This window comes from Flavobacterium pectinovorum, from assembly GCF_900142715.1.
Taxonomy (GTDB): Bacteria; Bacteroidota; Bacteroidia; order Flavobacteriales; family Flavobacteriaceae; genus Flavobacterium; species Flavobacterium pectinovorum.
In genome coordinates this window covers 908,207-923,570 of record NZ_FRBX01000001.1, presented here as the reverse complement: position 1 = coordinate 923,570, position 15,364 = coordinate 908,207, and the positions used below count along the sequence as shown (strand labels likewise).

The following is a 15,364-nucleotide window of genomic DNA, read 5'->3' as shown; positions in this document are numbered from 1 at the left end:
TAAAACTAATATCAACATGCCACATTTTATTATTGATTGTTCCGAAAACGTAATCCGAATGAGATCTGCTGATGAAATAATGCAGGAAGTTTTTGATGCCGCTTTGTCTACGGGTCTTTTTATTGCTTCTGAAATTAAGGTCCGCATAAATCCATTTAGCTATTATAATAACGGAAATAGTTTAGACGATTTTATTCACGTCTTTGGATATATTATGGAAGGTCGAAATACAGATCAAAAATCAAAATTATCAAAAGCAATTGTAACCAAATTGAATGAAATTCTTTCTGAAGTTCCGGTAATTTCAATCAATATCAAAGATTTTGAAAAAGCCAGTTATTTTAATAAAACCATGATTTAAAACCTAAAATCACAATACAATGATATTATTAAATTAATTTCATTCCCATTTTGTTATAAAAAAAATAATTCCACTTGTTTATTCAAATCTGAATATCCAAGCGGAATTTGTAGCCTTAATCCATTTTTATCTAACCAAAAATATACTTGTAATTAAGGTTTAAGCTCTGTAAACTTAGTATCTGCTTCAAAAGCTTTTTTTACTTTTTCAACTGTAAGTTCGTTCGGTACCGAAAATTCAGCTGTTTTTTTAATATCTTCAGATGAAGCTCCAACCAAAACTTTATACGTTCCGGCTTCTGCAATCCAGGCGCTTTTATTTTCTAAAAACGAAGCCAGATCTTTTGGAGATAAAGTCAATTGCAACGTTTGAGTTTCGCCCGGTTTTAATTCTTTGGTTTTACCAAAAGCTTTTAATTCTTCTTTTGGTTTGTCAATAAATTTTGCCGGAGCCGAAAGGTAAACCTGCACTACTTCTTTACCGGAAACTTTTCCTGTGTTTTTTACTGTAACAGAAACCGTCAGTTTATCTTTAAAAGTTGGTGAACTTACTTTTAGATCTGTATAATCAAATGAAGTATAAGAAGTTCCGAAACCAAATTCATAAGATGGTTTTACATTGAATGTATTGTAATAACGGTATCCAACATAAACGCCTTCTTCATAAGTTACTTCTTTTGGATTATTAGCAGGAATTCCAGGGAAATTTTTTGCCGAAGGTGTATCAGCATATTTTACAGGGAAAGTCATCGTCAATTTTCCTGATGGATTTATTTTTCCTGAAACTACATCTGCAACAGAATGTCCTCCCTCCTGACCCGGCTGCCACGCCAATAAAATAGCATCAACTTTATCTTTCCATGAAGCTGTTTCAATTACACCGCCAATATTTAAAATAACCACAACTTTTTTTCCTTTCGCATGAAAAGCTTTTGAAATTTTATCCAGCATTTCAATTTCTTCTGTTGCGATATTAAAATCATTATCGACAACTCTGTCTCCGCCTTCACCGGAATTTCTTCCTAAAGTCACAAAAGCAATTTCAGAACTTGCAGCTTTTTTAGCAATAAAACCATCTTCCATTTTTAGCTCAGGAAGTCTTTCAGGCAAAGCCAAAATTCCTCTTGCTTTTCTTCTTTCTTTTTCGGCAACAACTTCTTTTTCAGCGTGCGGTTTGTACAAATCAACCAATTCTTTGTCTAATTTGTAACCTGCTGCAGTTAAACCTTCTAAAAGAGAAACAGTGTGTTTGTTATTCACGCTTCCGCTACCTGTACCGCCCGTAATCCAGGCGTAAGAAGTAACTCCAAATACAGAAACTTCTTTTTGCTTGTCAGCAAAAGGCAATGCGTGATTCGTGTTTTTAAGTAAAACCATTCCTTCCGCTGCAGCGTTTCTGGTTACTTCAGCATTTTTAGTCAGGTTGGGTTTATCGCTGTATTTATATTTGGCAAAGGTTGGCGTACGAAAAATATATTCTAAAATTCTTTTTGTGTTTGTATTCGCCACTTCCTGAGATAATTTACCTGAATTTAAGGCTTCTAACAAAGCTTTTTTCTGAACCGGAATTCCCGGCATCAAAAGATCGTTTCCGGCAATCATTTGTTTGACAACATCCGAACTTGACCCGTTTTGTATACTTTCAAAACCCGGAAAACCTCCGAACCAATCCGTCATTACAATTCCTTTAAAACCCCATTCGTTTCTTAAAACTTCGGTAATCAAATCTTTTCTGGCAGATGTATATTCGCCATTCAGTTTATTATATGAAGACATTACAGTCCACGGCTGTGATTCTTTTACCGTGATTTCGAAACCTTTTAAGTAAATTTCTCTAATTGCTCTTTCAGAAACGTGCGCGTTAATCGTTAAACGGTTGGTTTCTTCGTTATTCACAGCAAAATGTTTGATAGAAGTTCCAACGCCTTGCGACTGAATTCCGTTTACAATTGCGGCGGCGGTTTTTCCGGAAATCAACGGATCTTCAGAATAATATTCGAAATTTCTTCCGTTCAGAGGATTTCTGTGAATGTTTAAAGCCGGAGCTAATAAAACATCAACACCATATTCTTTTACCTCATTTCCCATTGCTTTTCCAACTTCTTCCAAAAGCGCTTTGTTCCAGGTCGAAGCCAAAGCGGTACCAACCGGAAATGCCGTTGCATAATACGTTTTTGTATCATTTTCTCTCGTTGGCTCGATTCTTAAACCGGCTGGACCATCGGCTACGACAGTTGCAGGAATTCCGAATCTTTCAAAAGCAGCAGTTCCGCCCGCAGCACCGGGAACCAAACCTTGTTTAGAATCTCCAACGGGACCCGTTAAAACTTCAATTCCGGGCATTCCTGTACCAATAAGCAGTTCTGCTTTTTCTGCATTGGTCATAGCTTTGATAATTTCATCAATTCTTTGATTAACAGAAAGGCGTGTATCTTCCCATGGGTCCAATTTCCCGTTTCGGTTAAAATCGGCAAACGTAAATCCTTTAATAGTTATAAGCGGCGGATTCGTTTCATCATTTGGGATGGTATTCCATGATACATTAGAAATTACCAACGCGGTCAAAAGTGATAATCGCGCTGTTTTTATAATAGTTTTTTTCATAAGTGGAAATTTTAGAAAGTGGTTGAAAATAGTAAAGTTGTAGTATTTTAAATTTCATTGCTTCATTATGAAGCAATATTAATTACTTTTTTCCATATCAACAAATAAAATCCCTTAAATTTTCATTTATCACAAATGGAAACCATAAAACTTAATATATTCTTAGTCGAATAAATATTTAATTAAACATTAATCAGAATAAAAAAAGAGTTAAAAGGATTGATTTTAAAGGAAATTTTTGAAATTTTGCAGTATTACACGGATTTATAATTTTCAAAAAGAGTAAATTTGAAAACAAATCAATACAATGGAATTTAAGAAATTACTTGAACAACAATCTGAAGAAGCGTTTAAAAAATATATTCCGACGCTTTCTATTGACTGTGCTATTTTTAGCTTTCATGAAAATTCGCTTCATGTTTTGACTGTAAAAATGAAGGATCAGGAATTTTGGGGACTTCCCGGAGGATATGTAAAAAAAGAGGAAAACGTAGATGATGCGGCAGTTCGCATTTTAAAAGACAGAACCGGAACTGAAAATATTTACCTCCAGCAGTTTTATACTTTTGGAAACCTGCATCGCTCTGAAGATGCTTTTGCAGACTACCATGACACGATTTGGAACAAACAGCGCTTTGTTTCTATTGGATATTATGCTTTGGCTGAACATTCAAAAGTAAATTTAGTTATTGACGAATATTCTACAAATGTGCAATGGCATTCTATTGAAAATCTGCCGTCATTTATGATGGATCACAGAACCATTTTAGATAAAGCACTTTCGACACTTCGTGAACAATTAAATAATCATCCTATTGGTTATAATCTTCTTTCGGATAAGTTTACAATGCCGGAACTTCAAAAATTATATGAAGCTATTTTAGGAAAAAAATTGAACCGCGGGAATTTCTATCGCAAAATACTTCGTTATGATATTCTAACCAAATTAGACGAATCGCGAAAAGGCGGCGCCCACAAAGCTCCTGATTTGTATAGTTTTGATTTAGAGAAATACAACAGTGCCCTTAAAGAAGGTTTAAAGGGAAGTTGGTAGTTTTTTTTAACCATATAAGTTATATAAGTTCATTTAATTTTAAGCTGTTTTATTGCCATAGATCAATTAACAATACGAAAGCTGTGGAGAAGAAAAAAATTACCACGGAGATCACAAAGTATTTTAAATATGTTCAGTTTAGTAAAAAACACAAAGTTCACAAAGCTTTGCGGACTTAAATTGTGCAAACACAGCTTAAATCTTAATGAATTCTGCGAAAAACCTCTGTGTTCTCTGCGGTAAAATTTTCGCTACCAATTCACGAACTTTTTTTGATGATCATTCGTAAATTCGTGGCTAAAAAAAAAGCTTTGTCAAAGTTTAAAACTTTGACAAAGCGCTTAAAAAATCTATATTCTTTACTCTATATTCTTTACTCTATATTCTTTACTCTATATTCTATATTCTCAATTAACAGCAATTGGCGCTGCCAAACAACTCTCCGGAATATCGAAAGCGTTTACCAATGCAACTGCATCGGGACGAATATCCCAACAAAGCTGGTTGACTATTTTACGAACTGCTTTTGTTTTAACAGCTTCCATATAACCGTCTTCAAGATACCATGCTTTGTTTTTTTCTATTTGCGAAAGCGCATATAATTGGTATAATTTCGTCAATATTTCTTTTGATTTTTCATCTTCAACCGTTTTTATGGCTTCCTGAAATTGCTCTAAAACAATTCTTTCCAAATAGGCCTGAGCGACATCGATCATTTGATGTTGAACGACATTAAACGCATCGTAAGGTTCTAAACCGCCATCGACCAATTTTTTGATACGTCGGGCTGCAGAGGCCAAAATTGTTTTTTCTCTATGGATAAAGGCCTGTAAATGAAATTCTGAATCTAATAAATGTTCATCATCTGTTCTTCTGGTCGCGATTGGGTTTTTCTCAGAAATCGCCACTTTTGCATTTTCATACACATAATTGATGATTCCCAATGAACCCATTTCTCCAAATGCTTTTCTGAATTCGGCCAAACGATTTTTAGCAACCAATTGCATCAAAACAGTATTATCACCTTCAAAAGTGGTGTAAATTTCAGTATCATTTTTTAAATCGTCGATTCTGTTTTCAGATAAATATCCTTTTCCACCAATAGCTTCACGACATTCCTGCAGAATATCTCTGGTGCTCCAGGTTGAATACGATTTCATTCCGGCTGCAAGAGCTTCAATTTCCTGCATTTCGGCTTCGGTTTTATTCAGGAAACGTTTCGTAAGATATTGTAATGCAAAATGAACCGCGTAAGTTTTCGCTAAATGCGGAAGCAATCTTCGTTGGTGCATTCTGTAATTTAAAATCGGAACTTCAGATCCGCCTTCGGGACCAAATTGTCGGCGTTGATCGCTGTATCTAATAGCAATTGTTAATCCGGATTTGGCTGCTGCCAAAGCGGAACGCGGAATCCCGATTCGGCCACCAACCAAAGTGCCTAGCATCGTAAAGAAACGTCTGTTATCACTCGGAATTGGACTTTCAAATTCTCCTTTTTCGTTTACTGAAGCAAATCTGTCCAGCATATTTTCTTTTGGAATCACAACCTGATTGAAACTAATCGTTCCGTTATCAACGCCATTTAATCCCATTTTATGACCACAATCGCCAATGGTAATTCCGTTTAGCGTATTTCCGTTTGTGTCTCGCAACGGAACCACAAAAGCATTAACGCCATAATCGTGATCGTTAATAATTAATTTAGCAAAAACAGTAGCCATTTGTCCGTGAACAGCTGCGTTACCAATATATTCTTTTTGTGCTTTTTCATGCGGTGTATGAATCGTAAACGTTTGATCGTTATGATTGTACGTTGCGGTGGTTTCTAATCCTTTTACGTTTGAACCGTGATGTGTTTCGGTCATGGCAAAACAGCCCGGGATTTTTAGCGAACCAATATCATTTAAATATTTAGCATAATGCTTTTCGGTTCCTAACGATTGAACACTCATTCCCCACAATCCAAATTGAACGCCGAATTTTATCACTAAACTTAAATCATGATAACTCAACGTTTCCATAATCGCAAAATAATCAGCTATGTTTTCTCCTCCGCCATATCGCTTTGGATATGCCATATTTCCTAGATTTTCTTCGGCTAAAATTTTACACCAATTGTAAACCGTTTGGCGATAAACGTTAATATCTGTGGAAGTTTCATAGGCAAATTCAGGTCTTGAAATCACTGATTTTACCTTTTTTATAATCGCAGCTTCTTTTCCGTCTAAAAGATCTGTTATTTTCTGAATATCAAAATTAGAAGTCGTTTGTGAAGTCGCTGTAAAGGATTCTGCTTTTGTTTTAAAGTTCTGAATTACTTCTTCTCCCAAAACACCCAAATCATTTTCGAGTTTTAAAAATTCCGGTCTTAACTTCGAAATATCTATGTCTTTTTCTGAAAGTGCTTCGGCAATATCAAAAACCGATTTTATGGAGTATTTACCTTTTATACTTTTTTCAATATCCAATTTCCATTGTGTGAGTTCATTTCGCGTAGGCGGATTTGAAATATCAACTTTAGAAAGAAGCTGTTGTTTTTCTTCCGGCGAAAGCCAGGTTAAATTATTTATAAATGTTTGAATGGTGGCAAACTCTTTTTGTGTTAAAAGATCGTCTGACCACACTAAATAAAATAACGGAATGAAGGCTTGTAATTTGGTATTTTTCATAAGATTTGAATCTGGTTATTTATATTTTTGCCACGAATTACACAAATTTTCGCTAATTTTTATATTCTAATTCTAAAACTTTAATTCGTGAAAATTTGTGTAATTCGTGGCAACTTTTTTCACGCATTATCGCATAAAAAAACAGAAATGAAAAATACTCATTCCTGTTTAAATATCCTGTTAAGATTCTGGTAATTTTATGAATTACATCTTCAAAAATAATCGCCACGAATTCACGAATTATTATAAACTAAATTCGTGAATTCGTGGCGGAAAAATTTATTAAACTTAAACTTCTAAATTAATTTATAAAATTAGCCACAACTTCACGAATGTTCATCAAATATCATTTGAAATCTGACTATGTCAATTTGGAGTTTTCAGGTCCGTGAAGTTTGTGGCAAAAAGTTTAAGCGCTTTTTGAAGCTGGTGTATATCTTTGTTTTAGCGCAAAAAGATGATGCGAGTTAAAGACTATAACAGCTATAAAAATAATGCTGTAAGCCGTGATTTGTAATACGGTTATGTTTTCGTGATAGACAAAAGTTGCCAACCCAAAAGCAATCATTGGGTTTATGTTTAACAACATGCCAACTGTTGATGAATTAATGCCGGAAAGTGCATATAAATTCAGGAACAACGGGAAAATAGTAAACAAAATGGCAATGGTTTCGATACAGAAATAAAATTTAAATTCTGTTGGAACAGGGCCACTGTATGCCGGATAAAAAGGCAATAAAATCAAGGCTGCCAATGTAATATGAAAGGTTAGAATGATAAACTTATCAAAACCTTTATTGACACGCTGACTTACTAAATAACAGGCATATGTAAAACCTATTATGATGCTGAAAAACATATCCATAATATCAGCATATGACAAAAGTAAACAACCGGAAATACTTAATCCGACAGAAATCCATTGGGTTTTGCTTAGTTTTTCGTGCAACAGAAAATACGCCAATAAAGTGGTTAATATTGGGCAAACCAAATAGGCCAATGAAGTTGCTTTTACGCTAACATGATTCATTACATAAATGAATGTGAACCAGTTTAGCATTAAAAAAACGCTTCCTCCAATGTTTAGTAAAAGTGCTTTTCGTTTTTCTGATTTTGGTAATGCTTTGAAGATTTCGATTGTTTCTTTTACTTTTTTTCGTTTGAAAGCAAAAGAAATCAATAACATTAAAATACTACAGCTAAAAACACGAAAGAACAGAATATCCAAAGAAGCATATTCGTGAATTGGTTTTAGCACAAGGCTAAAAAATCCCCAAATGGTGTACGCCGTTATGGCTGCGATGTAGTATTTTGTTGTTTTCACGGATTATTGTTTTTTGGTTTGTTTTGTGATGAAACAAATTTCTTAAAAATAAATAAGCAATACAGATACAGTTTTTGTAAATTGCACCATAACAGTTTTTTTTTTATGAGAAATTCTAATTACTTGTATCTGCAGTTTGCCGACCGAATTGAAAAGCAAATTAAATCGGGGGTTTTATGTGTTGGCGATAAACTGCCTTCGATTCGTGAAGTAGTGGCCGAAACCGGTTACAGCATGAGCACGGTAAGTAAAGCCTATTACGAAGTCGAGAGCCGATCTTTGATTGAATCGAGACCACAATCGGGTTATTATGTGAGTAATACTTCGGCCAGAATTATTACGGAACCTTCGCCGAGCAGTCCGGTTTTGAAATGCCTGAACATTGATCGTGAGGACTTAATAGATCAGGTTTACCGCAATATGACGGATAAAAGTATTACTATGCTTTCTTTGGGTTTTCCGTCGAATGAGCTTTTACCAATTGCGAAATTGAACAAGGGAATTATTCAGGCTACGCGTCAGCTCGCAAATAGCGGAACGAGTTATGAGGAAGTGCAGGGAAATCTTAATTTAAGGAGAGAAATTGCACGCTGGTCTTTTACTTGGGGTGGTTCTTTGACCGAAAATGATATTATTACAACTCCGGGTTGTACAAGTGCTATATCGCATTGTTTGATGACTTTAACGAAACCCGGCGATACTATTATTACAGAAAGTCCTGCCTATTTTGGGATTTTGCAATTGGCTAAATCACTCGGTTTGTATATTATGGAATTGCCGACAAATATGACAACGGGGATTGAACTGGATGCTTTAAAAAAGGCGCTTGCTACAAAAAAAGTAAAGCTTTGTTTGCTGATGAGTAATTTTAGCAATCCGTCTGGAAGTATGATGCCTGCAGAACATAAAAAAGAAGTGGTGAAGCTAATGGAATTCTATGATATTCCGTTGATTGAAGATGATATTCACGGCGATTTGTACTTTGGCTCAAGCCGACCAACGAATTGCAAAACCTACGACGAAAGCGGTATTGTGCTTTGCTGCAGTTCGGTTTCTAAAACTTTGGCGCCGGGTTATCGCGTGGGTTGGGTTTCGCCGGGGAAATTCAAAAAGCAGATTCTGCGAAATAAAATTTATCACACACTCTCCTCGCCTACTATTACGCACGAAGTTGTGGGCGATTTTTTGAAAAACGGACGTTATGAAAATCACCTTCGTAAAATACGCCAAATCTTACATCAAAATTGTAATAATTATATTAATACGGTCCTGGAATCTTTTCCGGAAGGGACAAAAGTGAGTCAGCCTCAGGGTGGTTTTTTTCTTTGGATTGAATTGGATAAAAGCATCGATACGGCGACTTTTTATCATTTGGCGATGAAACATAATATCAGTTTTGCACCGGGAAGAATTTTCTCTTTTCAGGATCAATTTTCGAATTGTATGCGTTTGAGTTTTGGTTTACCCTGGACAAATGAATTGAGACATTCTATACAGACTTTGGGGAAACTGCTTAAAACTTAATTTTTTTTTTTGCTAATCGAGATAAACCCGACAGGTTTTAAAAACCTGTCGGGTTTGATGTGTGTTGAGTTTGTCATTTCGAAACTCAACAAGGATATTTCTTATGAAAACGATTGCCCTAGCCCCGATAGGAGTGGAAATCCTTTTGTGGCGGGGTTCGCCACAAAAGATTGAAACGGATAGCGGGATTAGCTCCTAAAAATTTAAATTCCAATTTTGAAATTCCAAATTCCAATCTCAAATGTGAAAAATAAAAAAACCAGACAACACAAAAGCGTTGTCTGGTTTACAATTAAATAGACTAATATAATTAAAGAACAAAGTACTCGTTTCCGGTAAGTTTTGCAGGTTCTGGTTTAAGATCAAATTCTTTAATGATATCAAACTCAACCTGAAACTCATTTAGCATTTGCATTAAATTCTTTTCGATTGCCTGAGAAATAGCCGTTACTGGCGTATCTGTTGGTCTGTTTTCGAAAGGATCCTGCAAGTGAATTGCCATTTTTTCGATCAAAAAGAAAGTTCCTGCAATAATTGTAATTAATGGTATTGCGAACCAACTTAATAAATCAATTAATCCAAAAGGCAATAAAATAATAAACAAACACAATGTCATTCTGATGTACATACTATATGTGGTTGGGAAAATTGTGTTTTTAATTCTTTCACATTTACCCATCGCGTCACATAATCTTGTCAATGTATTATCTATTTCTACTTGCTGATAAGTGTTGAAACGTTTGTCTTTTCTGGCGTTTCTCAAATCTCTGGCATGCAGTAACAAGATCGCGTTTGGAACGTTTTGATGATTTTTTACAAAACTTAACTCTTCTTCATTTATCAAATTTTTGATAGGCTTTATGGCATCTTTATTTCGCAAAGCCTGTCCTAAACTATAACACCAGGCAATTTGTCTTTTAGTAAAATTTTCCTTGAAATCATTGGCTTCAACAGAAAAATCAGGGTCTTTATAAAACGTTAATACTTGTCTAATCAACGTTCTGGATTCATTTACGATTGATCCCCAGATAATTCTTGCTTCCCACCATCTGTCATACGCCTGATTTGATTTGAAGGCCAATAATAAGGATATAATTGTACCAACCATCGTTGGTATTGCGATCGGAATATCTACAGAAATATTGATGAAATAGTGGTGAAAAACTTCAAATAATATGGTATAAGCCACTACAAGACCTAATTCCACTTTAATTTTTCCGAGAACGTACCTCATTGGAATTCTTTTCTTTAATAACATATCTTTAGTTTTAAGTTAAACTTTATTTTATTGAAAAAGCGGCTATTAAGCTAGCTCTTCGTATAGCGATAAAACAGGAAGCCCTAATTTATCTGTGCTACTTTCTTTTTTTGTTTTTTTGAATTTGATTTTTTCTCCTTTACGGGTTTCTACCAATAAATCAATATCATATTTTGAAATGGCTTCAGACAAATAAGGTGCAAATTGTTCGTAATTGTCATCAAAATTGGCCGTTTGGCTTACAATTTCATAAGAGAAATTTTTGCTTAAAAACTGCTGAACATCTTTTACATGCATGTTTGCTTTTGCATTTTCGATGTAAAGCGCTTTATTGAAATCATTTTTAAGTGATTCTGCACCTAGATGTAAAATTGGGCATTTTTGATTCCCTGCTAATTTTACTGCATATTGATGAATACGTTTTGTTTCTTGCTTATAAGAATGTGTCAGAATAACCAGTTTAACAGCAAAAGCATCGATAATTCCTTTAAAAATAGGTGCAGAAAGTCCGTATTGATTGTGAACTTTTATTTTGCAATTATCTGTGTGTGAAATAATGTAGCGGCACGTTTCAAGAACTTCTTCCTGACTTGTAGTTAGGCTTGTTTTCATTTCACGTAAAAATTGTGAAGATGAAAAAGTATCCGGAGTATCAGAAACCATCATTAATATAATCTCGCAATTGGTATTTTTTGCCTGATTAACTGCTGATTTTACAGCGCTTATAGTGTCTTGTTCTAATGTGGTAGGTATAAGGAAATTTTTCATATGTATAATCGTTTAGTTTATACATACAAAATAACATCGTGCAGATTAGAAGGGTCTTAATCTAAAATTAGAATTTCCTAAGATTCAACATTAGAATTTTTAATGTTGGTTTTCTTGATATTTTTTTTGATGTTTTTCTTAAAAGTAATGGTTACGATTGTCCCTTTGTTTTGTTCCGATTGTACCTGAATTTCGCCGTCGTGCATTCTGATAATTTTGGATGCCAAAGGAAGCCCTAGACCGTAGCCAATATATTTGGCAGCAATTTTTCCTCTAAAGAAAGGTTCGTATAAGTGCGGAATATCTTCTGGCGGAATTCCGATTCCGATATCGTTAATCGAAATTTTAATCCATTCATTATTAGCCGAAAGCGTAACAAAAACTTCATTATTATCGGAGTATTTTACACCGTTTGTAATAATATTATTGATTGCCAGTTCTAAAAGCGGTTTATTACACGGAATTAAAAGTAAATTAGAATCTGTTGGAACAAAATTCAGTTTGATACTCACACGATTGTCCGGATAAATTTTATCCAAATCAGATTTTACATCCATTAATAACTCATCGATTCTGGCGATATCCAAAACCTGTTTTTTGCCATCGTAACCTGTTTGAGTAAGTTTTAATAAACTTTCGGTTAGATTTCCTAATCTTGAAGCCTGACTGTAAATATTTTGCAATGATTCAATATATTCTGAAACTTCTCTTTCTTTCAAAAGCATAATTTCAGACTCGGCAATAATAGTTGTTATTGGCGTTTTTAATTCGTGAGAGGCATTATTGATGAAGTTTGCCTGAATTTCGAATGAAGTTTCTAATCTATCCAGCATATCATTAAAGGTATGGGTAAGATCTGAAATTTCATCAGAGTTCTTCACTTCAGGAAGTCTGTTATGTAAATTTGAAGCGCTAATTCTATTTACTTCTCTCGTAATTCTCGCCACAGGATTAATGACGCGTTTGGCCAGAAGACGTCCCAAAAAGAAGGCAAGAATTATAAAAGCAAAACCGCCAAAAACCAATATTTTTACAATATAAACAGTTGTAGTTTTTCCGCGTCGATCTCTGGCGCCCACTATTACAATATATTTCTGATTGTTTTCGGTAAAAACCTGACCTAAATAATACTTACTGTTTATTTCAAAATAGTCTTTTCCAGTTTCGAGAATAGTAGAATAAAATGAATTGGGTAAATTTAATTTTGTGTTATAATCAAAACTATTGGCACTGTTAATTTTAAGAACATATTCTTCTTCTTCAATAAGTTCTTCCAGTCCGTTTTTTTTAAGATTACTGTAATATTTTATTTTTTCGGGATCGTCCTGAAAATGAATTGAAGCTACGATTTTTGCCCTGTCTTCTAATCTTTTTAAAAAATGATATCTGTTGTTTTCACGAAATAATACAAAAACTACAACACACAGTAACAGTGTACTAAATGTAGAAAGTGCAACATAAGTAAAAGTAATTTTTTTTCTTATATCCATTTTATTCTTGTATAACGTAACCTAAACCTTTCATGGTATGAATAAGTTTGGTTGTAAAAGGTTTGTCTATTTTTTTTCTTAAATAATTGATATAAACATCCACAACATTGGTGTTCATATCAAAATTAATGTCCCAGACATTATCTAAAATCTGGTCTCTGGATACAATTCTGCCTGTATTTTTAGCCAGATAATATAATAATTTGAATTCTTTGGCGGTTAAAACAATTGGTTCTCCTTCGCGTTTTACTGTTTTTGCCTGGCTGTTTATTTCTAAATCTCCAATTATTATGGTATCTGCTTTTTCAGTTTCCTGATGAGCTCTTCGGTTTAAGGCATTTACCCTTGCATCGAGTTCGCCAAACTTAAAGGGTTTTACCAAATAATCATCGGCTCCGGCATTGAGTCCGGTTACAATGTTTTCTGAAGTTCCAAGGGCTGTTAAAAGCAAAATTGGAACGAAATTTTTATCGGCACGTAATCTTCTGCAAATTTCAATTCCGTTAATATCAGGTAACATTACATCTAAAATTACTACATCAAAAGTATAGTTTTCAATCATTTCCAAAGCCGTTTTTCCATCAAGAGCCACGCTGACATCATTGTTGTTTTCAGCGAAACCTTTGCGTAAAATGGAGAGTAGATTTGGTTCGTCTTCGACTATAAGTAGTTTCATTGATAGAGGTATTATTAACAAAAATAGCAATTGAGTTTAAAATATAAATCACAATAATTTAGAATTATGAATTTATTGTGAAGAAATCAATTTTCAGGTCATAAAAATGAACTTCTCATTATTAAAGTTAGTAAAATCATTGAGTAATCTGTTTCCTGAATTTAAATAAATTTAATTAAACACATAGAAACATAGATTTTCCTTTGCTTATAAAAAGATTAGTAAAAGAAACTAGTTTCTCACACATAGTCCCGATAGCTATCGGGATTAATACAAGTGAAACGTCTTTATTCATTTCTATAAGCTATATTTCTATGTGGTTAAAAAAATTACAATCAACAGTTTGAAGTAATCTTTTAAAATGTTTCTCCCGCATTCAGATAAAAGCCTTTTGACTGGTTTCCCCAGGCGTAATCTACAATTAGATTTGTTCTGGTGCTTTTATCAATTAAAATTCGTAATCCAATACCAGCTGCGGGTTGAATTGAGCTAAAGAGTTTTGTATTGGTATCCGGATTACTTGTAGTTACGAAGTTGGTAAATACAGTTCCGCTAAACATTTGATTGCAGGTTATTGGAAATCTAAATTCTGTAGCCAGATAAACTAAATTAGTTCCTCTAAATAATCCTTGTGTGTAGCCTTCTCCACTCCTGCTGCGCTGATCCCAGCCAATTGCAGGTAAATTTAAATAAGGCAATTTCCCTCTGGTTACAAATTGCCCGTAAGTCCAAATGGCCAAAATATAACGTTCGCTTTTCTGCGAAAGCGGGATAAAATTACGGTATTCGGTATACAAAACATTACTATATCGCTGATTATCAAAAAATACAGGATTAAACCGATAATTAATATTGGCAAACCAGCCGCGAGTCGAATTAACCTGATTATCTCTCGAATCATATACTAAATTTAGACTCACGCCAGTCAAAAAATACTCTGAGTTATTAAAACCATACTTTTGGTTATAATCGTAATGATACGTAAATTTTCCGTTTTCAATATCTAATTCCTTATCTGAAATTTTAGAATACCAATCGATATTGATACCTCCTCCAACATAAAAATTCTTCTTTACTTCGAATGAGGCAGTCTGATGAAATTTGAAATAATTATAATCCATGGGCTGTGCCAGAGAATCGAGACTAAATCCTGGATCATGATTACGCTTTCGCGGAATAATATTAGTTCCTAATCCATAATTAGGCTGTGAAAAAAGATATATTCGATAATCTCCGCTTAAAAAAATTCTGTTATTTTTTAATAAAATATTATTCTTGACATTTACCAGCCATTGATTTTTTACGGTATAGGTGATACCGAGATTTGCTATTGAATATTTATCTGCTTTTTGCTTTCCTTTGAAAGTATACTGAGCCACACCACCAAAAAAAAAGCCTGTTGCAGGCTGTGTGCCGATTGCCGGAATAATTAAAAAGAAACTGTTTTTTACGGGTTTAACAACATACACAGAATCTCTTTTTTTAAAGATTTCTAATATTGTTTTTGGCGGACAAATTTCTTTACTGATGGAATCGTTTTGAGCAAATAAAGTAAAAGAAATGAAAAATAACAATCCGAAGATTTTATCTTTTTTATGAAAGAGATTATTTTTTAAAAATTTTACCATTTGAAAGCT

The 15,364-nt window shown here is 34.1% G+C and carries 11 protein-coding genes; 3 read left to right on the top strand and 8 right to left on the bottom strand.

The annotated features are described in order from the left end of the window. The first annotated feature begins 16 nt into the window (after nt 1-16). On the top strand, nt 17-361 hold the full coding sequence (locus BUE22_RS03810; RefSeq protein WP_073393781.1) for a 5-carboxymethyl-2-hydroxymuconate Delta-isomerase: 345 nt from the start codon (nt 17-19) through the stop codon (nt 359-361). A 152-nt stretch (nt 362-513) separates the two neighbouring features. Here the strand turns inward: BUE22_RS03810 and BUE22_RS03805 are convergent, their stop codons facing one another. Continuing rightward, a complete protein-coding gene (locus BUE22_RS03805; protein WP_073393780.1) occupies nt 514-2,964 on the bottom strand; it encodes a glycoside hydrolase family 3 C-terminal domain-containing protein in 2,451 nt (816 codons plus the stop codon). A gap of 307 nt (nt 2,965-3,271) precedes the next feature. Between BUE22_RS03805 and BUE22_RS03800 the strand changes: the two genes are divergently transcribed. After that, entirely contained in the window at nt 3,272-4,018 is a 747-nt protein-coding gene (locus BUE22_RS03800) for an NUDIX hydrolase (protein WP_042564419.1), read from the top strand. A gap of 407 nt (nt 4,019-4,425) precedes the next feature. On the opposite strand, the gene BUE22_RS03795 is transcribed toward BUE22_RS03800, so the two are convergent. Both BUE22_RS03795 and BUE22_RS03790 read right to left on the bottom strand, forming a co-directional pair. Further along, nucleotides 4,426-6,687 (bottom strand): acyl-CoA dehydrogenase family protein, encoded by a 2,262-nt coding sequence (locus tag BUE22_RS03795; protein WP_073393779.1) that lies wholly within the window; start codon nt 6,685-6,687, stop codon nt 4,426-4,428. 409 nt (nt 6,688-7,096) lie between these two features. Continuing rightward, complete coding sequence (locus tag BUE22_RS03790) at nt 7,097-8,011, bottom strand: EamA family transporter (protein WP_073393778.1); 915 nt, start codon at nt 8,009-8,011, stop codon at nt 7,097-7,099. 105 nt (nt 8,012-8,116) lie between these two features. Between BUE22_RS03790 and BUE22_RS03785 the strand changes: the two genes are divergently transcribed. Then, nucleotides 8,117-9,535, top strand: a complete 1,419-nt coding sequence (locus BUE22_RS03785) for an aminotransferase-like domain-containing protein (RefSeq protein WP_073393777.1) — start codon at nt 8,117-8,119, stop codon at nt 9,533-9,535. A 310-nt stretch (nt 9,536-9,845) separates the two neighbouring features. On the opposite strand, the gene BUE22_RS03780 is transcribed toward BUE22_RS03785, so the two are convergent. The 5 genes from BUE22_RS03780 to BUE22_RS03760 all read right to left on the bottom strand — a co-directional run bounded on the left by BUE22_RS03780 (nt 9,846) and on the right by BUE22_RS03760 (nt 15,355). Then, nucleotides 9,846-10,793: a bestrophin family protein gene (locus tag BUE22_RS03780; protein WP_073393776.1), complete on the bottom strand. Its 948-nt coding sequence runs from the start codon at nt 10,791-10,793 to the stop codon at nt 9,846-9,848. Between the two features lie 45 nt (nt 10,794-10,838). Then, on the bottom strand, nt 10,839-11,561 hold the full coding sequence (locus BUE22_RS03775; protein ID WP_073393775.1) for a hypothetical protein: 723 nt from the start codon (nt 11,559-11,561) through the stop codon (nt 10,839-10,841). 77 nt (nt 11,562-11,638) lie between these two features. Further along, on the bottom strand, nt 11,639-13,051 hold the full coding sequence (locus BUE22_RS03770; protein ID WP_073393774.1) for a HAMP domain-containing sensor histidine kinase: 1,413 nt from the start codon (nt 13,049-13,051) through the stop codon (nt 11,639-11,641). A 1-nt stretch (nt 13,052) separates the two neighbouring features. Next, nucleotides 13,053-13,727 (bottom strand): response regulator transcription factor, encoded by a 675-nt coding sequence (locus BUE22_RS03765; protein ID WP_073393773.1) that lies wholly within the window; start codon nt 13,725-13,727, stop codon nt 13,053-13,055. Between the two features lie 356 nt (nt 13,728-14,083). Continuing rightward, nucleotides 14,084-15,355 carry a BamA/TamA family outer membrane protein gene (locus BUE22_RS03760; RefSeq protein ID WP_073393772.1) on the bottom strand — a complete coding sequence of 424 codons (1,272 nt, stop codon included), beginning with the start codon at nt 15,353-15,355 and terminating at the stop codon, nt 14,084-14,086. Nucleotides 15,356-15,364: the final 9 nt, after the last annotated feature.

What these genes read in the sequence shown, in the direction of transcription:
- BUE22_RS03810 (WP_073393781.1), top strand. Translation starts at nt 17, where the DNA reads ATGCCACATTTTATTATTGATTGTTCCGAAAACGTAATCCGAATGAGA.
- BUE22_RS03805 (WP_073393780.1), bottom strand. Translation starts at nt 2,964, where the DNA reads ATGAAAAAAACTATTATAAAAACAGCGCGATTATCACTTTTGACCGCG.
- BUE22_RS03800 (WP_042564419.1), top strand. Translation starts at nt 3,272, where the DNA reads ATGGAATTTAAGAAATTACTTGAACAACAATCTGAAGAAGCGTTTAAA.
- BUE22_RS03795 (WP_073393779.1), bottom strand. Translation starts at nt 6,687, where the DNA reads ATGAAAAATACCAAATTACAAGCCTTCATTCCGTTATTTTATTTAGTG.
- BUE22_RS03785 (WP_073393777.1), top strand. Translation starts at nt 8,117, where the DNA reads ATGAGAAATTCTAATTACTTGTATCTGCAGTTTGCCGACCGAATTGAA.
- BUE22_RS03780 (WP_073393776.1), bottom strand. Translation starts at nt 10,793, where the DNA reads ATGTTATTAAAGAAAAGAATTCCAATGAGGTACGTTCTCGGAAAAATT.
- BUE22_RS03775 (WP_073393775.1), bottom strand. Translation starts at nt 11,561, where the DNA reads ATGAAAAATTTCCTTATACCTACCACATTAGAACAAGACACTATAAGC.
- BUE22_RS03770 (WP_073393774.1), bottom strand. Translation starts at nt 13,051, where the DNA reads ATGGATATAAGAAAAAAAATTACTTTTACTTATGTTGCACTTTCTACA.
- BUE22_RS03765 (WP_073393773.1), bottom strand. Translation starts at nt 13,727, where the DNA reads ATGAAACTACTTATAGTCGAAGACGAACCAAATCTACTCTCCATTTTA.
- BUE22_RS03760 (WP_073393772.1), bottom strand. Translation starts at nt 15,355, where the DNA reads ATGGTAAAATTTTTAAAAAATAATCTCTTTCATAAAAAAGATAAAATC.